We start from the raw sequence: 22,739 nt of genomic DNA on the forward strand, positions 1-22,739 counted from the left end.
AGTCCACACTGGCGCAAGAGATTCAGCACCTTTATCCAGAGCAAAGCATTGTGGTGCCAATGGATGGCTATCATCTAGCCAATAGCGAGCTGGCCCGCCTTGGCAAAGCAGCAAGAAAAGGCGCAGAAGATACCTTTGATAGCGCAGGCTTTGCCTCGCTGATTCAGCGCTTAAAAACCCAGCCTAGCGATGAAACCATCTATGCCCCCGAGTTTCGCCGCGAAATTGAAGAGCCCATCGCCAACGCCATTCCTATCCAGCCCAAAAACCAGCTCATCATCGTCGAAGGCAATTACCTACTACTCAACACAGGCCACTGGGCCAAATTACACAGCCTGCTCGATGAAGCTTGGTATGTAGACGTAAACCACGCCCTCAGAGAATCCCGCCTTATCCACCGCCATATGCAATTTGGCCGCAGCGAAGCCGCCGCTACCGACTGGGCTCACAACACCGACGGCCCCAATGCAAGGCTGATTGAGGCCAGTAAAGAGCGGGCAGATTTAATATTTAGCTGGGATTAATCTGCAGAAACAAGATTGCCCTGCGCAATAAATTATTCATTTATCATTAACTGCAAGTTTAAGGTAAGCTAACATCATTCCTTAATTTAAAGTTCCTTGCTATGCACCGCATTCTTACTTTAATAGCTTTAATATTATTTGCCTCGCTCACAAGCTCAGTTTTTGCTGGTACAAATCTGCACGATAATGAAATCAGCAAAGACAATTCTACTGGCTCAAATATCAAAAAAACTAGGCTTTGGAATGGGCTGCCATTAAATAAACGCTATCACGAGCTGAGTGATGATGAGAAAGCCAGCCTTAACCGCGCCTATGAAAAAATCAATCTAGGTGATGAGCCCCCCTACCCTCAAGATGGATTACGGCAAATTGTAGAGGCTGTGGATCAAATTGCGAAAAAGCTACACCCCACGGGCAAGCTGCAATTGTTAGTTGATATCGATGAGCAGGGCAAAGCCAACAATGTTAGCGTACTCACCTCACCCAACCCACAATTAGCCGAGCTAGTTGCCTCCGTTTTATTACTTAGCCCATTTAAACCGGCAATCTGCAGCGGCCAGCCCTGCAAGATGCAATACCCGTTTAATTTGGTTTTTGAAAAGAAATTAAGGTAATACAGTGATTAAATAGTTTGCAAAATCAGATTAATAAGCGCAGCAGATGATTTTCAGATCATGGCAAAGCTTTGGGTATAATCGAAGCACGAAAATATTTCTGGACTAAGCTATGTTGCGTCGCCTTGATTCTCGTTCTGCTGATTTCCAATCTCAACTCTCCCAGCTACTGGCCTTTGAAACCTCGCAAGATCCTGAGGTAGATACCCGTGTAGCTGCGATTCTGAGCGATGTAAAAACGCGTGGCGACGCTGCCGTATTGGAATATACCCAACGCTTTGATGCCGTACCCGCACAAAGCATGGAAGAGTTAGAACTCACGCAGGCCGAGCTACAAGCCGCTTTCGAGCGCCTACCCGATGTGCAAAGAGATGCGCTAGTAGCCGCAGCAGAGCGAGTACGCAAATATCACGAGCACCAAAAAATGGCGTCTTGGCAATACACCGAGGCCGATGGCACGGTGTTAGGGCAGCAGGTGACCGCCTTAGATAGAGTGGGGATTTACGTACCGGGCGGCAAGGCATGCTATCCATCGTCGGTGCTGATGAATGCCATTCCCGCCCATGTGGCCGGCGTGGCCGAAATTATCATGGTGGTACCCACCCCGCGCGGTGAAAAAAATGATCTAGTGCTGGCCGCCGCCTTTGTCGCCGGTGTTAGCCGCGCCTTCTGTATTGGCGGTGCGCAAGCCGTGGGCGCACTAGCGTTTGGTACCGAAACCGTGCCTGCTGTGGATAAAATCACCGGCCCTGGTAACGCCTATGTGGCCGCCGCCAAACGCCGTGTATTTGGCGTGGTTGGCATCGATATGGTGGCTGGCCCTTCAGAGATTTTAGTGATCTGCGATGGCACAACCGACCCAGATTGGATTGCGATGGATTTATTCAGCCAAGCCGAGCACGATGAAATCGCCCAAGCGATTCTGCTTTGCCCTGATGAAGATTTCATCCAACAAGTCGCCGCCAGCATTGAAAAGCTACTCCCCAGCATGCCACGCCAAGACATTATTCGCGCCTCGCTCACTGGCCGTGGTGCGCTTATCTTAGTTAAAGATTTACATGAAGCTTGCGAAATTGCCAACTATATCGCCCCAGAACACCTAGAATTGTCTATAGCTACCCCAAAAGTCTACCTACCTGAGCTGCGCCACGCGGGTGCAATCTTTATGGGGCGATTTACCAGCGAGTCTTTAGGCGATTATTGTGCCGGGCCGAATCATGTATTACCCACCGCCCGCACCGCCCGTTTTGCCAGCCCGCTGGGGGTATATGACTTCCAAAAACGCACGAGTTTGATTGAGGTTTCCGAGGCCGGCAGCCAAACCTTGGGCCGCATCGCCAGCACTCTTGCTCATGGCGAAGGCCTAACAGCCCATGCACGATCTGCGGAATATCGTTTAAAAGATTGATATGTAAGAAACGTGTGGCGGGTTAGGCAAGCTATTTTGGTTTACCATCACCCGCCCAGACCCAACCTTAGGGGGCCTCGAAAGACCTATATTTCTAAATAAGACAAGGCGCATTTTAAAAAAACCGACGCTGCATATGTTTTATATGTAAGGAGATTTTTTTAAAACGCAACGCAGTATTATGACGAAAGATGGGTTTTTCGAGGTTCCCCTTAATAAAACAGCGGAATAAAACCGCCCATAAGCAGATTAATGAGCACCGAACAAACCCAGCAACTAATCGAACAACTTGAAATGAAGATTAGCTCATTTCAATACGTGCTCGCCTATCGCAATATTTTTGTGATTAGCTTTTTTAGCTCGGGCGAAATCTTAGATCACAATTATCCTTCGCACGAAACCGCCACCCAACTCGATCATTTCAGCTTTTTAATTGGCACCGATAATCTGGCGGCCATTAAAGCGCTGATTAAAACCTCCGTCAGTGGCTCGGATGGTTGGAAATTTTTTAATCGTGATTTAAAACTGCATTTATTTAGGGTGCAGCAAAATCTGTGGCAGATCGAAGTAGGATCAATCGAAGAAGAAAACGATAGCCATTATCCAAACCCAGATTTTGCTAAATTCTATAGCCTGACCGAAACGCTAACCGAATTCAGAGAATGGCAAGATAGTGGCGAAATTGATGAGGTATTAGAGCGCATCCGCAGCCAACACTTGCCGCAAATCCGCCAAGTGAAAGCCACTATTTCTGATCCTATTTTAATTATGTGCCTCGATTTAATCGAAGGGATTGTGGCATCGGCAATCAATGACAATGGCGAGATTGATAGCAGCCTATATGCCCTACTCACGCCTTCTGAAGTGCAAGTAGCTAAGTTTATTAAGGTTGGCATGTCTACCAAAGAAATCGCCCAAAGCTTAAGCGTGGCATCCAAAACGGTTGAAAACCACCGCAATAGCCTAAGAAGCAAACTAGGAATTACCAATAAAGGTATTAATCTGCGTAATTACCTAATCAGCTTATCCAGTTAAGCATAAACGCAAAAAAGCCCTGCTAAAAGCAGGGCTTTCTCATGCCACTACAAAATTACTGGCAAGCCGCACCCTTAGTCCAAACATCGCTCACATCAGGCTGATTACCTTGAGTCCACCATTTATTGGTGTATTCAAAGCCCTTGTATGAAACCTTAGTGGTGGATGCATACACCTGAGTGGCAGACCATGCAGCAGCAGCGCAAGTGTTTGAGCTACCCGCCTCAAAACTTACTGCAACGGATTGAGCCTTAGTCACATTGCTCAGGGTAAAACTGCTGCTGATCGCTTGTGCCACGCCATCTACCGTAATGCTCTTGATTTTAAAGTTAGCATTGGGTGTGATAGTGAAAACTTGATTGGTTTTTTCACGCACTTGCACCACACCAGATGGAGCAATCGTGCCGCCTGTACCTGCAGATGCAGTAACAGGGAAATAAACCGCAGTCGATGGATCATCAATCTTTATATCGCTGTAATTGCCGGTTACACCGTAGAAGTTCTTGGCGGACAAATCAGAGATTTTAGTATTGAGTAAACGCAACGCCTTAGTGTCACCACCATTGGAAGCTGGATTTAAGGTTAGTACCACATCAGCGCCATCTTGCTTCAAGGCTAAGGCGCTAAAATTGTAAGCAAATGCAGCTAAATTAACCGTGGTATTGGCAGCCTTAAAGTAATCAACGCTCTTGGCCTTACCCCAGCCCCAAGTGGTTGGATTAAGCAGCACTGTGTATTCCAACCCAGCGTAACTACCCGCCATATTAGTAAACATATCTGCACTAACTTGAGCACGCGTTACACCTGGCAACTCAATCCAAGAATAAATCCCACCGTCAGCAGCTTGTGTACCCACAAACAGGCTGCCATTGTCTTGGAATATTTTTAGGTGCTTAAAGCCCAAACCTGCCGTGCCTTGGATTTGATCTAGAGCAGGGTTAAAGCCCGTTGCAGTTTGCTTGCCCGACCATGCTAATTTATACACGGTAGATACAGCAATCACCGCAGCAGGATTTGCTTTTACAGCTGCAGCACTTACTTTTTCAAGCAATACAGACTGACCAGCAAATTGCAATAATGCGCCGCCTGCGCTATCTGTAACGGCTAGATTTGCCAGCGGATTAGAGCCTGTCCAGTTACGCAGCACAATCTTATCGTTGCCAACCACAAAGTCTTTCACTGTGGTGGTGCCATTAGGGTACTGGCTCAGATAAATTGTATTTTTGCCGCCACCGGTATAAACAGTGTCATTTCCCAAGCCTGCAGACAACACTTCATCTAGCGGGCCGCCGCTGATGATGTCATCACTTGGGGTATCAATCAGCGTATCGTAATTACCAAATTTATCGATATACGTGGTCACGCAGGTGCCCTGCTCATCGCAAGCCACTTTATTGGTGATCAATAAATCAGCGGCACCCCAAGCACCGCCCAAATGAGCCGCGGCCAATAAGCCAGACATGGTGGCTTTAATAGTGATCGGATTACCCTGCTCGTCTTTACCCGGCCAAGTTTTAGCTAAAGCCTGTGCCCAAGTCATATTGGCAGCCGCCAGTTTTTCTGACATCACGCCATAGTTAAAGCGCATGGCATCACGAATAACGTATTCTTGTTTTGCTGGGATTTTTAAATCAGCAAAGCTATTCACGCCATTTCTGCCAGAGAAAGTACCATCCCAGCGATTATTATGCGTACCGCGAACTTTATTGCCGCCCGAGCCAGGGATTTCAATCGTTGCTTCAGTAACGCCATTTGCCCATGTTGAATCAGGAGCAAAGATATAAAATTTATCTAGGGTTTCTGTTGCAGAAACATATTTCACCGGGGTGTAATAACCGGTATCAATCATTAATGCTTCACCAAGCTGATAACCAATAAAACCCCATGCATTTAACGAGCTATATTGCATGGTTTTAAACATGGCAGCTTGATCAGTGGCATTTTGATTGTAAATAGTATTTAAACCAAGCTTGGTGAAATACTGATTTACCGTTGTTGCTTCAATAATCAAACTACCCGTTGCTGGATCACGGACTGGCACGCCAGGTGTAACCACTTTGGCGTAACGTAAAATAGGTGAGTTAAAGTTTTGCTTATAAAAATCAGCTTTAGCCGGATCAATACCCGATTCAAAAGCGCGCATATTATCAAGGAAATTTTGAAAAGACCCTTTAGTGGTTGCAGGCGCGGCAGCCGCAATCATTGGTACAGAAACTAATAAAGAAGCTAATATGGTTAAGCGGCATTTCATTTTCATTTGTCTCTCAGGTTGTTTAAGGTAAATGCTATAAAAAGCACAAACTTTTATTTATATGAAAAATTCAATTTGCTCTAATACTTAGCCTATTTCACTGCTACACCTCCCGATAAGAATGACCTAAAAAATTCTACAATCAACAACACCCCCAGCAGATGAATATGACCAAATCACGCTATATTCATCTGCTAAGTTAGCTCTTAAAAGCAAAGCTGAGCCGCGGCCCTAGCGCTGCATTCACGGCTACCGTAGCTGCACAAATGGCTGGCTAATTCTGGCACGGCGTCATAGGCGTTTCTTAAACCAATCACCACCAATTGCGCGCCAAATTTCTCTGCCAATTGGGCCAGTAGCGCTTTGGAGGCCGCTTGTTTAAAGTCTTCGCCGGGTAATGGATAATTTTCGATTACAGCCAGCACCACTTGCTGTGGCTGAACGTCTACACTGGCCAGCCAAGCTTGTGCTTCTTGGTGATTCAAAATATTGAGTTGCTCACTGGCCACGCCTTGGCTTAGTTCGGCAGCAAAATAATCAAAGGCAGGCACTGCTTGATTGGGGCCAATGCCGCGTGGGTTCACCAAATTGGCGTAATCAGCCAGCGGCGTGGTTTGCACCACAAACACCTCTTTGCCCGCTTGAATCGGTAGATTGTGGGCGCTATCGCTAAGGATTTTGACGGCGGCCACGGCCGCGGCTTGCTCTACTTTACGATTGGCGACGATATTGATTTCTTGATACATCGGCATCGTTGTAAGCCTTGCCAGCTTAAAGGCCACAACTCGCTCAACGATTTTATTTAGATCCGCCTCGGGCATGCGGCCATCTTCCACTGCGCTTACAATTGCACCGATCATGGCCAACTGGTTTTCAAGGTAATTATCGTTGTGATCGTAATGCTCTTCAGAGAGCATCATCATGTCGATACCTGCTTTAAACGCAATAATCGCCGCTTCTACTGGCGGGAAATTCCGGCGAATCGCGCCCATATTCATGCTGTCGGAAATCACAATGCCTTTAAAGCCCAGCGTATCGCGCAATACGCCCTGCAAGATAGCTCGGGATAATGTGGCCGGATATTCAGGATCAATTTGTGGATAGCAGATATGTGAGGTCATCATCAGCTCTACACGCGCATCAATCGCAGCCTTAAAGGGCGCCAAATCTTCGATCAGCAAAGTGGCCAGCGATTTATCCACCACGGGAATTTCGCGGTGCGTATCGCCCGTGGTATCGCCGTGCCCTGGAAAATGCTTGGCACACACCACAATGCCACCATCGTGCGCACCGTGTACGGCAGCGCCAACTTGGATCGCCACCTCGGCAGGTATTTCACCAAAGGCACGGGTATCAATAATGGGGGAATTAGGTTGCAAATTGACGTCAGCGCAAGGGCCAAGCACACAATTAAAACCTGCCGAACGCATTTCTAGCCCAAACACGCTATACATCTGCGCCGTTAGCGCAGGATTATCTGCCGAGCCAAGTGCCAAATTACCTGGCCCAGTGGAAGACTCAGGGGTCAGTACGCTCCAAGCGCCTTCCTGATCCACGCCCAGCAGCATTGGCACAGAATCTACTCGCTGGTTGACAATCGCCGTCATAGCACGGGTTAGTTGCTGCGCTTCTGCAAAGGTACTGGCATTATCTTGGCTAAGATAACAGCCACCCAAGTTATAACGCTCGATCAAAGAACGAGCCGCTTCTGCGTCTTTGCCTGGAAAAGCCAAAATAAATAATTGACCGACTTTTTCTTCTAAAGACCAGTTACTGATCTTCTCAGCAGCTTGGCTTTGATACGATTCAAACATACAAAACTCCAAATTTAGGCAATAAGGGGCCAGAGGCCGTGCAAAACACGGTCTGAGCTCAATAAGAAATAGGTAATTCAGGAAAAAAGATCTGTAGACACAAAGAATAGGTAGAGCCAAAAGCGCACTGAATAAGAGAAAACTGTAGTGCTCACAAAAAGTCAGAATTAAATACGCTCTTTTGGTTTTCTCCGTGTCACTCTGGGGCCGAAGTATTCTCTGTGGTTCAAGATTTGGGTTTTATGGCGTCACACGTGGGCACGAGTGCACCCTATACGTTTAACGCTTTTTCTTGCGCAAATTGCCCATCGTCAATGTCACGGCAAAGATGATAATTAAGCCACGGAAGATCAGCTGTTGATCCACGTTCAAGCCCATCAAGACCAGCCCGTTATTCACCATGCCCATAATCAGCGCGCCAATAATTGAGCCCATCACCGTACCCTTGCCGCCAAATAAGCTGGTTCCACCGATAATGACGGCCGCAATAACCATCATTAAATCGTTTTCGCCCAAGGTGTAACGCGCACTTTGCAGCCGGCCCGCATACAAAATCCCCGCTAGGGCAGCAAGCGATGCATTCAGCACCAGCACATATAGCTTGATGCGATTCACATTAATGCCTGAATACATGGCCGCTATTTTATTGCCGCCGCTGGCTAACACCTCTTTACCAAAGGCGGTGCGGCGTAATAACACATGACCTAGCACGGCAATAGCGATCATCCATAAAAACAGTACCGAAACTGGGCCAAAATCGCCGGAACCAAAGACAAAAACAAAGCCTTCGTGCTCAACAGGAATGGATTGCAAAGCGGTAATCCAGCGGGTAACGCCGGTGATAATCCCCGCCATACCTAAGGTCACTAAAAAAGAAGGGATGCCTACTTTGGAGACAAACAGGCCATTAATCAGTCCACACAAAGCCCCTGCCAGCAGTGCGCCCAGCACGGCCCAAACCACGCCATAAGGCATCAGCAGCGCAGCAGTAACGGCGGATAAGGCGACGATTGCGCCAAAAGATAAATCAATTTCTGCTGCCGATAATACAAAGGTCATCCCCACCGCCATGATGGAAATCATGGCGGTTTGCCGAGCAATATTCATTAAATTGCCAGCGTTTAAAAAGCCTTTATCGTGCAAAGTAATCGAAAAAAATAAGAAAATACCAATAAAAACCAAATAGATAACAAAGTTTTTCCACTCTATTTGGCGTTTTGGTAGCTCGATGGCGTCCGCTTTATTAACCGTGATATCCATACCTTGCCTCTTAACTGAAGGTTATTCACAACGATTGTTAGTCCAACGAAAAAACCATTGAAATCCGCATGATTTTTGGCTGAATTGTTGGCTACTCAAACATTTACACCCATCAAACAATGATAGGGATACTGCATTTTTTCGTGTGTTTCGTAATTTTCGTGGACTGTGTATTTTTTAATCTTGCTGCGTCACATCCGCCTATAAAAAAGCCACACACGCAGCTCAATTTAAAACTTACTGCACTGCCGCAAGCAGCCGCTCTTCAGATAATCCTTCGCTCATTTGCCCAGCAATCCGGCCTTTGTTCACGATATAAGTGCTATCGCAAAAGCTGGCGATTTCGCTGTATTCGCTAGAAACAAACACCACCGCATTACCCGCTGCCGCGTATTCATTAACGATGCGCATAATTTCGTATTTAGAGCTTAGATCGATACCAAAGGTAGGATCATCCAGCAGCATAATGCGCGCGCCAGTGCTCATGCATTTGGCGATGACTACTTTTTGCTGATTACCGCCGGATAAAAACCTGACTTGCTGCTCCGGCCCGCTGGTTTTTACGTGTAAGCGCTTAATCAGGGACTCAACCAGTTCTCGGCTACGCACCTCATCAATAAGTAAGTTTGGAGCCAACTTATCAAATAAGGACATTAACATATTGTCAGAAACACTAAAATCTAAAACCAAGCCTTGGCTGCGCCTATCCTCAGGCACAAGATTGATTCCCAACTTAATTGCGTCTTTAGGCGTGCGGATTTTAACTTCTTCGCCATCTAGCAAGATCTGCCCTGAGGCGATGGTATCTAGACCAAAAATAGCTTGTAGAATTTCGGTGCGGCCACTGCCCAATAAGCCAGCCAACCCCACCACCTGCCCTGGGTAAACGGCAAAAGACACTTCATTTAAGGCCGTAGTGACCACGTTTCTTAGCTCTAGTAAGGGCGTTTGCTTGGTGTTTACATTACGCTGCCAGTTTTCATTGGCTTGGCGATGATGGCCCAACATATCAGCCACCAGCGCTTCTAGATTAGTGCTGAGCACCGGCGAGCTACGTACCAGATGGCCATCTCTTAATACGCTCACCGTATCGCAAATCTTAAAAATATCCCGTAAATAATGTGTGATATAGATGATGGAAACCCCTTGGGATTTCAGCCGTTTAACCACCGTAAACAGCTTTTCGATTTCCATATCGGATAAAGAAGCAGTTGGCTCGTCCAAGATAATCATCTTGGCCTCTTGCGAAATGGCTTTGGCGATTTCCAATAGCTGCTGTTGGCCCATCGTCAGCTCGCCTACCGCCTGCCGTGGGTCGAGCGTTACACCCATTTTTGCCAGCACCGCCAAGGTGGCCTGCTCCATCGCGGCGTGATCGACCAAGCCCCAACTACCTTGCCAATTAGCCATAAACAGGTTTTCTGCCACGCTCATGGTGGCAACAAGGCTTAAATCCTGATAAACCATCACAATGCCTGCTGCACGCGCATCCCGTGGTGATTGAAAATCAACCACCTTGCCAAATACCTCCAGCTGACCTGCATCACGCTGATAAAAGCCATTTAACAGCTTCATCAGGGTGGATTTACCCGCACCATTTTGCCCAACAATCGCATGAACTTCGCCTTGTCTTAGGGTGAAATCCACCCCTTTTAGCACGGCATTGCCATCAAACGATTTAGTCAGGCCGCGTGCTTGAATCGCTATTTTATTCATTTGTTTTCCAGGGCTTACTGTGTAGGCAACTTCACCAAGCATAATTTAGGCGCTTATCACAAGACGATCACGGGTCTGTTAGCCTTGAATCATCGTAGGGCGGGTGAAATCCACCGTTTTCTAGCACTTCATGCCAAAGTCTGGCGGGTTTCACCCACCCTACGAAAGATGCTCTACATACCATTGGCTTTTGTGGACTTCAGCTGTACGCGTGGGCAAAAATATTGCCCACGCTACAATTATTTTTTTGCGGCCAAAGCCTTCACAACGGCATCTGGCGGCTGGCGAAATAAGGCTTTTTGCCACTGAGTAGATAGATTATTGGAGGTGACCTTGATGGCATCCACGGTGACAAAGGCTGGAGTTGGCTTATTCAGTAGCGATAAAGCGCCCATGGTGGCAAGCGTTTTGCCCATGTCATACGGCAGATCGCTCACAATCCCCGCCACATTGCCGCCTTTCACCATATCCAGCGCATTAGCCGCGCCTAAGTCCATAGTGATCACTTTTACATCTTTACGCCCTGCAGCACGCACTGCGGCAGTAACGCCTTCGGCAATCGCATCCCAAGGGGCATAAATCGCTTTTACTGATGGGTTTTGCGTCAGAATGGCTGAGGCAATCACTTCGCCATCGTTTGGATTGGCAATCCCCTTATCCGCCACTACTTTGATATTTGGGTAGCGTGCTAATACCGCCTTAACCGCATTATCACGTTGATTGGTTACATAGTAATTAGCCGCATGGTGAATCACCGCCACATCGCCCTTGCCACCAATGCTGTCAGCCATTAGCTCTGCAGCTGATTTACCCATGCCAAATAAATCATCCGTCACAATACCTGCGTAATCTTTACCAACCTTAAAGCCCTGTGGTGCATTGCTAATAAATACCAGCTTCACGCCCTGCTGCACCGCTTGCTTAAATGCTACCGCGCCCGAAACCGGATCAATCACTAGGGAAATAATAATATTTGGCTTGAGCGCTAAAACAGTTTCTAAATCGGTGCGCTGTTTTTTAGGATCCATTTCAGCGTCTGTCACCGCCACTACTTTAATCCCTAGCTCATCAAATACTTTTTTTGCACCTGCAATCAGCGCGGTCGAAAAATCTGAAGTGGTATGCATCAAGATGGCCGCTTTGTAATCTTTGCCCTTTAACTGAGCCAGATCTTGCGTTGCGATCTTTACTTGAGCGTAAGGTGTGGGTGTTTCACCATTTGGCCCAACGGTGTGATCCACGGCTGCCAAGGCATTTGTACAGAACAAAGCAAGCAATAGACCTTTTAGACTTGTGCGCATTTTACCGACCTCACCTTAGGTGTTAATAGGTGTAGTTTAGGTGTTTTATAGGTGGTGTCAACAGTCAAACACAAATAAATGCCAAATAAATAAGTAATCAATGATTTAGCAACACAAATCCTCGTTACTAGATAAATAACGGCTAAAAAACAAAGGCATAAAAAAATTCCCCTGACTAAGCAGGGGAATAAATGCCGAGAAACCGGCAGAGGAAAACATTAAGAATTACTTAGCAGCAATGCGCTCATTCCACTTTTTAGCAGCAGTATTCAAAGCTTCTTTAGCTGATTTACGGCCTTCAATTGCGGCTTGAACTTCATCATTGAACTCTTTATTCATCGATGTTGCATCTGGCATTAGCGCAGCTGGCAGGGTCAAAGTACGTGCAGCACCCATTGATTTAGCGGCGGTCGCACGTGCTACGCCAACCGGATCGCCACTGGCTGCGCCAGACATAAAGAATTCGCTTTCAGCCGCTTTGCGAGCAGATGGGAAAGTAGTCCCAGTTGCTTGTGAAAAGCCTAATTGCTGTTCGCTATTAGTCAGGAACAAGCCCAATTTAGCTGCAGCTTCTGGATATTTGTAAGCTTTAGGCTGAACAAACGCCATCAACCAAGCTCCCAGAGCCATTTTGCCGCCGCCCGATGGGAAAGCCATCACAGCAGTGCGATCATAAGCTGGCTTATTATCAGTCACCAATTTACCCAAGGCGGTTGGGCCTGTGGTCATCATGGCGATTTTGCCAGCGCCGTAACCGGCAATTTCTTGTTCAAATTCAAGGCGGAAGCTGTCTTTTGGCAAGACGCCTTCTTTGTAAAGGCTAGCAAACAATTCAACCGCTTTAATATGCTTAGGGCTATTAAACACAGCTTTGCCATTTTCGAAAATTGGCAGGCCCATATACTGGAACCAAGGGATCATGCCGCCATCGCCGCTCTTGGTTGCCAATTTAGGCGAGAATGCAACTACGCCCGTTTTTTTAGTAATGGTACGAGCCGTCGCTACAAATTCATCAAAATTCTTAGGATCAGCCTTAATGCCACTCTTGCTTAGAATTTCTTTGTTATACGCAATCACAGATACTGCGTTATAGAAAGGATAGCCATAAACCTTGCCATTAACGGTTAAGTCTTGCAGAGCGCCCGGCTGATATTCAGCTTTATTTTTGCCCATCAAACCATCAAGTGGTTGCAGCAAATCTTTGTGCGCATATTCATGCGTCCACGGGGTATTAAAATTAACCAGCGCAGGTGGATTACCCGCAGCAATGGCCGAAATCAGCTTAGGCTGAATTTGATCCCAGTTCATATCAACCCAAACGGCTTCTAGATCTGGGTTAGCCTTGTTGAAGCGCTGAACTGCATCGTTCCAGTAAGGGGCAAACTTAGTAATGTTAAATGTCCAGAATTCAACTTTGATAGGATCTGCTGCGTGAGCAAAAGTTGAAGACAGCATGGCTGCCAGCAATAAAGGACGTACTAACTTAAAGCGCTTTGACATAATTCTCTCTCTCCGAGTTTATGAAGTGGTCTTTTAAAAGAAGCCCCACCCTATGGGATACGACATTAAATCTATTGACTCGACTTATTGATTCGATGTTTAAACACCACACCTGTTTCAAATTTTTCTATTTAGTCGCTAACCACCACCCAAATAAGCTCAGCACAGAGCGGATAAGGGCTAAAATAATCGCCGCACTTTGCAATGTGCAATAATTACATTGCCTTAGGTGATTAAAAGCAAAATGTAGGCATTTTGTAGGTGAACGTCAAGGATTACGCGTTTTCGTTGTATTTTTGTCATAACTACAATCCATGGCTTATTTCTTGCTTAAAAATTTCTTTTTCTGAACAAATTCTTTCTAAAAAGCAGGGAATATGGCTAAGCGCAATCAATACGTCGAGTACTTGCTAGAACAGCTCGCAGGCTTGGGCACCTTACGTGCTAAAGCCATGTTTGGTGGTTATGGCTTTTATTGCGACGAGATTTTCTTCGCCATCGTGGTGAACGATATTTTGTATATCAAAGCGGATGCCCAATCTAAAGAAGAGTTCACCCGCCTAGGGCTAGCCCCCTTTAGTTACCACAAGAAAGACGGCACGCCGCAAAGCATGGCTTACTACCCGCCACCAGATACCGCCCTTGAAGAACCAGAAGAGATGATAATTTGGGCAAAAAAAGGCATTGCTGCGGCTTTACGTCAACGCTAAGGCTTCACGGCAGCACCGTTCTCGTAGACAATTGAGATGAAAATCACCATTTGATCAAAAATCAAACCGGTGCCAGATCTCTGTCACGCTGAACCCAGATAAGACACTGGTATAAAAATTTGATGCCGATATTATTTTTAAATAAACCACCTTCGGGGATTTATTAATGCGTCAGATCACTGTTAGCCGTAATACGCTAGAAACTCAGATTACCCTCACCTTAAATTTGGATGGAACTGGGGTATCAAAATTTGATACCGGCGTGCCCTTTTTTGAACATATGCTGGACCAAGTTGCCCGTCATGGCCTATTTGATATCGAAATCAAAGCCGTGGGCGATTTGCATATCGACGCTCACCACACCGTAGAAGACGTAGGCATCACCCTGGGCCAAGCGTTTGCTCAAGCCGTGGGCGACAAAAAAGGTATACGCCGTTACGGCCATAGCTATGTGCCACTGGATGAAGCGCTCAGCCGCGTGGTGGTTGATTTATCTGGCCGTCCCTGTTTGGAATACAACGTTAACTACACGCGCGCCATGATTGGCGGTTTTGACGTTGATCTATTTGGCGAATTCTTCCGCGGCTTTATCAATCACGCCGCCATCAGCTTGCATATCGATAATCTAAAAGGCCAAAACGCCCATCATCAAGCCGAAACCGTATTTAAAGCGTTAGGCCGAGCCTTACGCATGGCGGTGGAGTTAGACGAGCGCATGGCAGGGATCACCCCCTCCACCAAGGGCACGCTCGTCGGCTAATGCGCATCATCTGCGCCTTGCTGCTGCTCTATGCCAGCCCAAGCCACAGCAGTAATTGGCTGCAATGGGCAAGCGATAGTGACTCCAGCAGCTGGATTGATACTGATTCTGTGATCGAGCGCCGTAACCAAGTTTACTACCGCTATCAATGGCGCTATTTAAACGCCCAAAGCAGTAAAGATGGCGAATACGACAGCCGCCAAACCAGCGTTGCAGTGGATTGCCAAACAGGGCGCAGCGCTAGCCTAAAGCATCTTTTGATACGGCAAAACACAGTCATCGCTGAGCTAGTTGGCCATGATTTCCTTACTCAAAGTTTGGCAGGCACGGTGCATGCTGTCGCTTGCCTGATTAATGAGCAGAAAAAACGTGGCACAGCCTTGCAACTGTGTCAGTATCAAGCTGATATCAATCACCCGATCTGCGGCGATGCGGCCCTGATCAAACGCTGAAAATACGCCATGAAAATTGCAGTTGTTGATTATGGAATGGGCAATTTACGCTCAGTCACCAAGGCTTTAGAACATGTAGCAGGCGACTTGGCCAATATTGTGCTGACTGCCGATCCCGCTATTGTTGCAGCAGCAGACAAAGTGGTCTTCCCAGGCCAAGGGGCTATGCCCGATTGCATGAAAGAATTGACCGAGCGCGGCTTAAAACAAGCCGTGCTTGATGCGGCTCAAAACAAACCCTTTCTAGGCATTTGCGTAGGTGCACAGCTTTTATTTGAATCCAGCGAAGAAGGCCATACCGCAGGGCTTGGGGTATTTAAGGGCAAGGTAGTACGCTTTCCCAAGGAAAAAATGCTGGATGCCCAAGGGCAAAAATTAAAAGTGCCGCATATGGGTTGGAATGAAATGTTTAAGGTGCAAGATCACCCGCTGTGGGCAGGTATTGCCGAAGGGGAACGCTTTTACTTTGTGCACAGCTATCATTTTCAGCCTAGTGAAAACATTGCCGTGTTAGAAAGTGCCTATCCATATCGCTTTGCAGCGGCGGTTGCAAGGGATAATATCTTTGCTATTCAATGCCATCCTGAAAAAAGTCATCATGCTGGTCTAAGCTTATTAAAGAATTTTGTAAACTGGAACGGTAAAATCTAAAAGGTAGTTGGAATGAAGCGCTTCTGGATTCAATTCTGCTCCGCACTAAAAACCAGCTTATTGATGACGGGTACTTTTAGTGTAGTGATGGAATGCTTCAATAGCCCTGCTGATGCAGAGCGGCCATCTAGCCTATTTTTCTTTGTTTTTATGCTGGTTTGTAATGTCTTGATTCAATCTGGACAAAACTTTTTCTCCACACTTAAAAAAACCTGACGCCATTATGCTGATCATTCCTGCAATCGACCTAAAAGACGGCCAATGTGTACGCCTACGCCAAGGCGAAATGGACGACGCCACGGTATTTTCTGACGACCCAGCCAGCTTTGTAAGCCATTGGCTAGGCCAAGGCGCTCGCCGCATGCACCTTGTTGATCTAAACGGCGCATTTGCTGGCAAGCCAAAGAATTTAGCTGCGGTTAAAAGTATTCTCAAAGCGATCAACGGCGAAGTACCCGTACAACTGGGCGGCGGAATTCGCAGCTTAGAAACCATAGAAATGTATCTAGATGCAGGTATTGATTACGTCATCATCGGCACTGCTGCTATTAAGCAACCTGGCTTTTTACATGAAGCCTGCGATGCTTTTCCTGGCCAAATTATTGTTGGTCTAGATGCCAAAGATGGCTTTGTGGCTACCGATGGCTGGGCAAAAATTACGGATTTAAATGTGATTGATCTGGCCAAACGCTTTGAAGGCTACGGCGTAGAAAGTGTGATTTACACCGATATTGGCCGTGATGGCATGCTGAGCGGCGTGAATATCGAAGCCACCGTAAAACTAGCGCAAGCACTGAGCATTCCTGTGATTGCTTCTGGTGGCTTAACTAATCTAGACGATGTAAGAAAACTAGCCGAAGTAGAGGCAGAAGGCATTGAAGGTGTCATTACCGGCCGAGCCATTTACGAAGGCACGATAGACTTTAAAGCGGCACAAGAACTCGCCGACGAATTGTCTAACTAGCAGCCAGTCTAACTTAAGCGTCAATAAAAAATAAACGATAGATTTGGGGCATAGTTTGGTAGATTTAGCGGCGAATAGCAGGCTATTTAACAAAAAATCCAGCGAAACAGCACCCAATCCGGCGTTTTTGCAGTACGACGATTAAAGTCCGACCAGCTGATTGGGGCGCGGCAAGCCCTACTCCGTGAGGCATTCATGTCACAGCCTGAATGGTTTGATTGGGCCAGTAGCGAACGAAAAATTGGCGACTATCTGCAAGAGCAGGATCCACTGTTCTTTGAGCAAGTCTGCCAATTGCTATTTGATTGTGACCCAATGATGATCCCGCTGGTCATGGAGCCTCAGGGCTACGCCCCCGAAGTTGGCAGTATTTTACGTGTATTGCCGCAATGCCAATCTGAAGACGATGTTCGAGAAGTCGTGCATAACGTCTTTGTTCAGTGGTTTAGCTCTGAGTTTGCCGGCTGCCCAGGCCAATATAGTGAAACGGCCAACAAACTCTGGGAGCTATGGAGCGCTCAGCAATCCGAATAAGCCCCGTCTTTTCCTAAAAAGCCCGAAAAACGCCATGTCCCTTGCTAAACGTATTATCCCCTGTCTTGATGTCACCGCTGGCCGCGTGGTCAAGGGTATCAACTTTGTAGGCCTGCGTGATGCAGGTGATCCAGTCGAAATCGCCAAAAAATATGATGACCAAGGTGCAGACGAGCTCACCTTCTTAGACATTACCGCCTCATCCGATCAGCGCGATATTATTTTGCATGTGATTGAAGAAGTAGCCGCCCAAGTGTTTATTCCACTGACGGTGGGTGGTGGGATTCGGGTGGTTGATGATATCCGCCGCCTGCTCAATGCGGGAGCCGATAAAGTCAGCATCAACACCACCGCCGTGACCAACCCACAAATGGTAAAAGACGCCAGCGATCGCTTTGGTAGCCAAGCGATTGTGGTAGCCATTGATGCCAAGCAAGTCAGCCTGCCAGGCGAGCCATTACGCTGGGAAGTGTTTACCCACGGTGGCCGCACCGCCACGGGGCTAGATGCCATTGAATGGGCCGCGCGGATGCAGCAATTTGGTGCTGGCGAGATTTTACTCACCAGCATGGATAGAGATGGCACCAAGATTGGCTTTAATCTGCCACTCACCCGTGCAGTAAGCGATGCGGTGGATATCCCCGTGATTGCCTCTGGCGGCGTAGGCAATCTGCAGCATTTAATAGATGGCGTGATCCAAGGCCACGCCGATGCGGTGCTTGCCGCCAGCATCTTTCACTTTGGCGAATATACCGTGCGCCAAGCCAAAGAAGCCATGCGTATCGCAGGGATTGAGGTGCGCTTATGAGCTGGCTGGATGAAATAAAGTGGGATGAAAAAGGCCTCGTACCCGTGATTGCCCAAGATCAAGAAAGTGGCCGCATACTGATGTTTGCCTACGCCAACCGTGAAGCGGTGGCGCTCACCGCCGAAAAAAACACCGCGCACTACTGGACTCGTTCAAGGCAAAAGCTCTGGCATAAGGGCGAAGAATCTGGCCACTTTCAAAAGGTATCGGCCATCCAGTTTGATTGCGATGGTGATGTGCTGATCTACCAAATCGAGCAAGTGGGTGGCATTGCCTGCCATACTGGCCGCCCCAGCTGTTTTTTCCGCACCTTGATCGATGGCGAGTGGGTCATCACTGATGCGGTGCTCAAAGACCCCGAACAAATTTACGCCGCCAAGCCTTAAGGTCATCCCTCAGGGCGCGGTATGCCAGCGTCTTTAGTGGCAAGATTTCCATATAATCGCCACATACTTGTAACCTATTAGCAATATAATCGAGCTTGAAGTACATCAGATAAGGTAAAGCTATGGTCTCTGCAGATATTCTGGAACGCTTATCCACCACGCTGGCCAAGCGCCGTAATAGTGATCCTTCCACCTCTTATGTGGCTAAATTGCTGCATCAAGGCACCGATGCCATCTTAAAAAAGGTGGGGGAAGAAGCGGTAGAAACCATTATGGCGGCCAAAGATGGCGATAAACTGCATATTGTCCGAGAAGTTGCCGATCTGTGGTTCCATACCATGGTGCTGCTGGCCCATGAAGGCTTAAGTGCCGACGATGTGCTCGCGGAACTAGCCCGCCGTGAGGGAATTTCGGGCATTGACGAAAAAAACTCACGGCAGGAGCAATAGCATGAGCGATTGCCTATTTTGTAAAATTGCCGCTGGTGAGATTCCCGCAAAGAAAGTATTTGAAGACGATGATGTGATCGCTTTTCACGATATTCACCCCGTTGCACCCGTGCATTTTTTAGTGGTGCCCAAAGTGCATATCGATTCTTTGACACACGCCACAGCAGAACATCAAGCAGTGCTAGGCAAAATGCTGCTTTTGACGGCCAAGCTTGCCAAAGAGCAAGGCTTGGACGATGGCTATCGCACTATCATTAACACCGGCCATGGTGGTGGGCAGACTTTCTTCCATCTACATATGCATGTGATTGGTGGCAAGCCCCTTACAACTAATATTTCAGACATCACCACGCAATAAGCGTGAAGCAAGGAGATTATCATGGGTTCATTTAGCATCTGGCATTGGCTGATCGTTTTGGTCATTGTGGTTTTAGTTTTTGGCACTAAAAAGCTCGGCAATATTGGTAAAGACTTAGGCTCTGCGGTAAAAGGCTTTAAAGACGGCATCAAAGACGGTGAAACCCCGGCCGCCAAGAGTGAAGATAAACCCGTCGAAACCGACAAACGCTAAGGTTCGCCCGTGTTTGATGTTAGTTTTGGTGAGCTCATTATTATCAGCGCCGTCGCCTTAGTTGTGATTGGTCCAGAGAAACTGCCTAAGGTGGCGCGAACTGCCGGTGCCTTGCTGGGCCGTGCGCAGCGCTTTATTTCAACGGTGAAATCTGATCTAGATAAAGAATTTCAACTTGCTGAACTTGCTAAAGTTGAAGCAGAAATTCGTGCCGAGGCAGGCCATCTCAGCCAAACCATTCATCAGCCCCTAGAGGAAGCAAAGGCCGCGTTGTCTGAGCCTACTGAGCCTAAAGAACAGCCAGCGGCTGATGAAATCCCTGCTGGCCCTCAAGGTGATTTATTCGCCCCGCCTGCAGCAGCACATGCAGAATCTAGGCCAGATCGGCGTTAAAACCAGCCCGATGATGCAGGCTAAAGGTGGGCAGCTTGCCCACATCGCCTAGCGGATAGCACATCATCACCTGGGAAAAAACCTGCCCACTCCACCTATCTCGGCGTTAAATATGACGGATAACCTCCAGCCTCTCTTAGTCCATTTACTCGAATTGCGTACGCGGATTATACGTATCGCAGCGGTTTTCTTGGTCGGGTTTCTTGCCTGCTTTTATTTTTCAGAACAGCTTTATGATCTGATGGTGGCCCCGCTGACTCACGTTTTACCTAATCAGCGCCTAATCACCATTGGCATTGCCTCCCCCTTTATGCTGCAGATAAAAATCACCTCAATGGTGGCTTTTATGATTACCCTGCCACATACGCTTTACCAGCTATGGGCCTTTATTGCCCCTGCCCTTTATGCGCAGGAAAAAAAGCTCATCTTGCCACTGGTGGTCGCATCTACCCTGCTCTTTATGTTGGGCGTTAGTTTTGCTTATTTCCTTGTGTTTGGTGTGGTATTTAAATTTATTGTTTCAGTGATTCCAGCCTCGATGCAATGGCTGCCCGATTCTGGCGAGTATTTGGATTTTGCCATTGGGATGTTTATCTCCTTTGGCGTAACCTTTGAAGTACCGATTCTGGTGATTGTGCTGGTTAGGATGGGCTTTATCAGCATCGCTAAACTGAAAGAAATCCGTCCCTATGTTATCGTCGGCGCCTTTGTCATCGCGGCGGTTGTTACCCCGCCGGATGTGGTATCCCAATGCCTGTTGGCCATTCCGCTTTGGTTTTTATTTGAAGCGGGCGTTTTGGTCGCCAGCTGGATGTATAAAACTCCCCAAGAAAGCATCGAAAACACACCATGATCCCGCAACTAAGAATATTCCAAACCCTGCTGTTTTTACTTGCCGCAGTTCCCTGCGGTATTCCTTTTCGCTATGCGCCTAATCCGGTATTCCCCTCAGAGCTAGCCGCCTTGGTGCTTGCAGTACTGATGGTACTTACCGCTGCGGCTCTACCTAGCTACAAAAAATCTAGCCCGCCTTATGCCAGCTTGATCTGGTTTGGTTTAGCTGCGGTAATTGCCCTACAAATGCTCGTCATGCCGGTACTCTATTGGTCTGATCGCACCGAGCCTATTCTTTACGCGCTTACCGCAGCGTTTTCAGTATGGGCATTAGCCAGAGCAAGAGATCATTTTGGCAGCATGCAGCTTGCCCCTTTCTTTGCTTGGGGTTTATTAGCTGGAGCCATTTTTAATTCTGGCGTATCAGTGCAACAGGTTATCGAGCTGATCCAAAACGGCCCACGCTTAATTTTTGGCCACTTAGGCCAGAAAAATCTCTATGGTCATTATCTAACTTGGGGCTTAGCTGCCGCAGCGTGGTTGGCCGCAGAAAAAGAATTACCTAGAACGTGGTTTTGGCCAGTGGCGATGTGGCTAGCGCTAGCCATTGCATGGAGCAGCTCGCGCTCACCGTTTATGTATGCTGGCGCTTGGCTGGTATTTGGTGGCCTATCTGCTTGGCTGGGCAAAGACAGCGTGCGCCGCTTTGGCGGATATTTAGTCGCTTGTGCTGCGCTAATCATCGTGATGCAGTTTGTAGCACCCTGGGTGAATGAAGCACTGCAATCCTTGCTACACGCCAAAAATGAAGTACCAACCGGCTTAGATAGGCTGGACTCCAACGGTGCACGCCGCTTGGTGGAATGGCATAAAGCATGGCTAACCTTTTTAGCCCACCCTTGGCTGGGTATTGGCTGGGGCGCTTATCCATCGCAAAGTATCGCACTACAAATCAACCCCGCTTTTGCCATCGTGACAGAAAGTGTGCTGTTTACTCATGCACATAATTCACTGCTCAATATCATGGCAGAAACAGGTTTAGCCGGTGCCATCGTTATGGCCGGTGGGATTTTATGGATGTTTATTGCTCTGCTAAAACGCGAGCACGACCCCGTTAAAATATTTGGCGCATCTATGGTGATTGTGTCGGTACTGCATAGCTTGGTTGAATACCCGCTCTGGTATTACCACCTGATGGGCCCTTTTGCACTGGCGCTGTTTTTTATGCGCTCTGATGCACCAAGCAAGCTAGAGATGCCAAACTGGGCGGTACGTGCCACCTTAGGCAGCTACGGCGTTGCAGCCCTCGCTACCGCAGTGTTTGGTGGCCTGCTGTATATCCAGATTTACCCAATCATGGACCCATCGCCTAAGCCAGAGGAAAACGCGAGCCGGATTAAAACCCTGCAAGCGCTGAAGAAAAACCCACTGATCGATTTCTACGCTGATTTTGCACTATCCAACTACATTGTCGCCAGTAAGGCGGACATGCCATGGAAACTGCAAATTTTGGATAGGCTAAACCAAGTTCGCCCCTACCCTACCCAGCTAAGCGATCAAGCCATTATGGAAGCCCTGCGTGGCAACACCAGCAAAGCCCACAGCTTAATGCGCCAAGCCGCGTTTGCTTATCCAGAAAGTTTGGAATATTACAAAGAAGCGATCGGCGAATTTAAAGAGCCCGAAGTACGGGCGCTATTAAAAGAAGTGGATGACGCAGAAGTGTTGTTTGGGAAAAAGAAATAAAACGTAGAGTGGGTTAGACAGATTTCTGTCATAACCCACTGTGCTTCTGGACGTCATG

The 22,739-nt window shown here is 47.6% G+C and carries 25 protein-coding genes; 19 read left to right on the top strand and 6 right to left on the bottom strand.

The annotated features are described in order from the left end of the window. The 4 genes from Q0R17_RS03690 to Q0R17_RS03705 all read left to right on the top strand — a co-directional run. On the top strand, nucleotides 1-524 hold a 524-nt coding region (locus tag Q0R17_RS03690), incomplete at its 5' end, for a nucleoside/nucleotide kinase family protein (RefSeq protein ID WP_293932205.1). Between the two features lie 101 nt (nucleotides 525-625). After that, nucleotides 626-1,138 carry an energy transducer TonB gene (locus Q0R17_RS03695; RefSeq protein WP_293932207.1) on the top strand — a complete coding sequence of 171 codons (513 nt, stop codon included), beginning with the start codon at nucleotides 626-628 and terminating at the stop codon, nucleotides 1,136-1,138. 112 nt (nucleotides 1,139-1,250) lie between these two features. Continuing rightward, on the top strand, nucleotides 1,251-2,546 hold the full coding sequence (gene hisD, locus Q0R17_RS03700) for a histidinol dehydrogenase (RefSeq protein ID WP_374759854.1): 1,296 nt from the start codon (nucleotides 1,251-1,253) through the stop codon (nucleotides 2,544-2,546). Nucleotides 2,547-2,798: 252 nt separating this feature from the next. Then, entirely contained in the window at nucleotides 2,799-3,581 is a 783-nt protein-coding gene (locus tag Q0R17_RS03705; RefSeq protein WP_293932208.1) for a LuxR C-terminal-related transcriptional regulator, read from the top strand. A 55-nt stretch (nucleotides 3,582-3,636) separates the two neighbouring features. Here the strand turns inward: Q0R17_RS03705 and Q0R17_RS03710 are convergent, their stop codons facing one another. From Q0R17_RS03710 to Q0R17_RS03735, 6 genes are all read right to left on the bottom strand, one after another. After that, entirely contained in the window at nucleotides 3,637-5,838 is a 2,202-nt protein-coding gene (locus tag Q0R17_RS03710; RefSeq protein ID WP_293932210.1) for a carbohydrate-binding protein, read from the bottom strand. 200 nt (nucleotides 5,839-6,038) lie between these two features. Further along, nucleotides 6,039-7,646, bottom strand: a complete 1,608-nt coding sequence (locus tag Q0R17_RS03715; RefSeq protein WP_293932212.1) for a glycoside hydrolase family 3 protein — start codon at nucleotides 7,644-7,646, stop codon at nucleotides 6,039-6,041. Between the two features lie 279 nt (nucleotides 7,647-7,925). After that, nucleotides 7,926-8,906, bottom strand: a complete 981-nt coding sequence (locus Q0R17_RS03720; protein WP_293932214.1) for an ABC transporter permease — start codon at nucleotides 8,904-8,906, stop codon at nucleotides 7,926-7,928. Between the two features lie 237 nt (nucleotides 8,907-9,143). After that, nucleotides 9,144-10,622, bottom strand: coding sequence for a sugar ABC transporter ATP-binding protein (locus Q0R17_RS03725; RefSeq protein WP_293932216.1), 1,479 nt, complete (start codon nucleotides 10,620-10,622; stop codon nucleotides 9,144-9,146). 239 nt (nucleotides 10,623-10,861) lie between these two features. Further along, nucleotides 10,862-11,923 carry a substrate-binding domain-containing protein gene (locus Q0R17_RS03730; RefSeq protein WP_293932218.1) on the bottom strand — a complete coding sequence of 354 codons (1,062 nt, stop codon included), beginning with the start codon at nucleotides 11,921-11,923 and terminating at the stop codon, nucleotides 10,862-10,864. A 225-nt stretch (nucleotides 11,924-12,148) separates the two neighbouring features. Then, nucleotides 12,149-13,423, bottom strand: a complete 1,275-nt coding sequence (locus Q0R17_RS03735; protein ID WP_293932220.1) for an ABC transporter substrate-binding protein — start codon at nucleotides 13,421-13,423, stop codon at nucleotides 12,149-12,151. 377 nt (nucleotides 13,424-13,800) lie between these two features. Between Q0R17_RS03735 and Q0R17_RS03740 the strand changes: the two genes are divergently transcribed. From Q0R17_RS03740 to Q0R17_RS03810, 15 genes are all read left to right on the top strand, one after another. Next, nucleotides 13,801-14,133 (top strand): TfoX/Sxy family protein, encoded by a 333-nt coding sequence (locus Q0R17_RS03740; RefSeq protein WP_293932222.1) that lies wholly within the window; start codon nucleotides 13,801-13,803, stop codon nucleotides 14,131-14,133. 166 nt (nucleotides 14,134-14,299) lie between these two features. After that, nucleotides 14,300-14,893, top strand: coding sequence for an imidazoleglycerol-phosphate dehydratase HisB (hisB, locus tag Q0R17_RS03745; RefSeq protein WP_293932224.1), 594 nt, complete (start codon nucleotides 14,300-14,302; stop codon nucleotides 14,891-14,893). Further along, nucleotides 14,893-15,345 (top strand): surface-adhesin E family protein, encoded by a 453-nt coding sequence (locus tag Q0R17_RS03750; RefSeq protein WP_293932226.1) that lies wholly within the window; start codon nucleotides 14,893-14,895, stop codon nucleotides 15,343-15,345. The genes hisB and Q0R17_RS03750 overlap by 1 nt, the downstream gene beginning before the upstream one ends. A gap of 9 nt (nucleotides 15,346-15,354) precedes the next feature. Further along, entirely contained in the window at nucleotides 15,355-15,996 is a 642-nt protein-coding gene (gene hisH, locus Q0R17_RS03755; protein WP_293932228.1) for an imidazole glycerol phosphate synthase subunit HisH, read from the top strand. 12 nt (nucleotides 15,997-16,008) lie between these two features. Further along, nucleotides 16,009-16,212: a hypothetical protein gene (locus Q0R17_RS03760; protein WP_293932230.1), complete on the top strand. Its 204-nt coding sequence runs from the start codon at nucleotides 16,009-16,011 to the stop codon at nucleotides 16,210-16,212. Between the two features lie 7 nt (nucleotides 16,213-16,219). Continuing rightward, nucleotides 16,220-16,960 carry a 1-(5-phosphoribosyl)-5-[(5-phosphoribosylamino)methylideneamino]imidazole-4-carboxamide isomerase gene (gene hisA / locus Q0R17_RS03765; protein WP_293932232.1) on the top strand — a complete coding sequence of 247 codons (741 nt, stop codon included), beginning with the start codon at nucleotides 16,220-16,222 and terminating at the stop codon, nucleotides 16,958-16,960. Nucleotides 16,961-17,155: 195 nt separating this feature from the next. Beyond that, on the top strand, nucleotides 17,156-17,494 hold the full coding sequence (locus tag Q0R17_RS03770) for a hypothetical protein (RefSeq protein WP_293932234.1): 339 nt from the start codon (nucleotides 17,156-17,158) through the stop codon (nucleotides 17,492-17,494). Between the two features lie 34 nt (nucleotides 17,495-17,528). Further along, on the top strand, nucleotides 17,529-18,302 hold the full coding sequence (gene hisF, locus Q0R17_RS03775) for an imidazole glycerol phosphate synthase subunit HisF (protein WP_293932236.1): 774 nt from the start codon (nucleotides 17,529-17,531) through the stop codon (nucleotides 18,300-18,302). Next, nucleotides 18,299-18,688 carry a phosphoribosyl-AMP cyclohydrolase gene (gene hisI, locus Q0R17_RS03780; RefSeq protein ID WP_293932238.1) on the top strand — a complete coding sequence of 130 codons (390 nt, stop codon included), beginning with the start codon at nucleotides 18,299-18,301 and terminating at the stop codon, nucleotides 18,686-18,688. Before hisF ends, hisI begins: the two co-directional genes overlap by 4 nt. A 122-nt stretch (nucleotides 18,689-18,810) precedes the next feature. Then, on the top strand, nucleotides 18,811-19,137 hold the full coding sequence (locus tag Q0R17_RS03785) for a phosphoribosyl-ATP diphosphatase (protein WP_293932240.1): 327 nt from the start codon (nucleotides 18,811-18,813) through the stop codon (nucleotides 19,135-19,137). A gap of 1 nt (nucleotide 19,138) precedes the next feature. Beyond that, nucleotides 19,139-19,495 (top strand): histidine triad nucleotide-binding protein, encoded by a 357-nt coding sequence (locus Q0R17_RS03790; protein ID WP_293932242.1) that lies wholly within the window; start codon nucleotides 19,139-19,141, stop codon nucleotides 19,493-19,495. 21 nt (nucleotides 19,496-19,516) lie between these two features. After that, nucleotides 19,517-19,708 carry a Sec-independent protein translocase subunit TatA gene (gene tatA / locus Q0R17_RS03795; protein ID WP_130106285.1) on the top strand — a complete coding sequence of 64 codons (192 nt, stop codon included), beginning with the start codon at nucleotides 19,517-19,519 and terminating at the stop codon, nucleotides 19,706-19,708. A 9-nt stretch (nucleotides 19,709-19,717) separates the two neighbouring features. Next, nucleotides 19,718-20,101, top strand: coding sequence for a Sec-independent protein translocase protein TatB (gene tatB, locus Q0R17_RS03800; RefSeq protein WP_293932246.1), 384 nt, complete (start codon nucleotides 19,718-19,720; stop codon nucleotides 20,099-20,101). 112 nt (nucleotides 20,102-20,213) lie between these two features. Next, nucleotides 20,214-20,954, top strand: a complete 741-nt coding sequence (gene tatC, locus Q0R17_RS03805; protein WP_293932248.1) for a twin-arginine translocase subunit TatC — start codon at nucleotides 20,214-20,216, stop codon at nucleotides 20,952-20,954. Continuing rightward, on the top strand, nucleotides 20,951-22,681 hold the full coding sequence (locus Q0R17_RS03810) for a PglL family O-oligosaccharyltransferase (protein WP_293932250.1): 1,731 nt from the start codon (nucleotides 20,951-20,953) through the stop codon (nucleotides 22,679-22,681). Before tatC ends, Q0R17_RS03810 begins: the two co-directional genes overlap by 4 nt. Nucleotides 22,682-22,739: the final 58 nt, after the last annotated feature.

Origin of the sequence: Iodobacter sp., from assembly GCF_025352645.1 — a bacterium.
Classification (GTDB): Bacteria; Pseudomonadota; Gammaproteobacteria; order Burkholderiales; family Chitinibacteraceae; genus Iodobacter.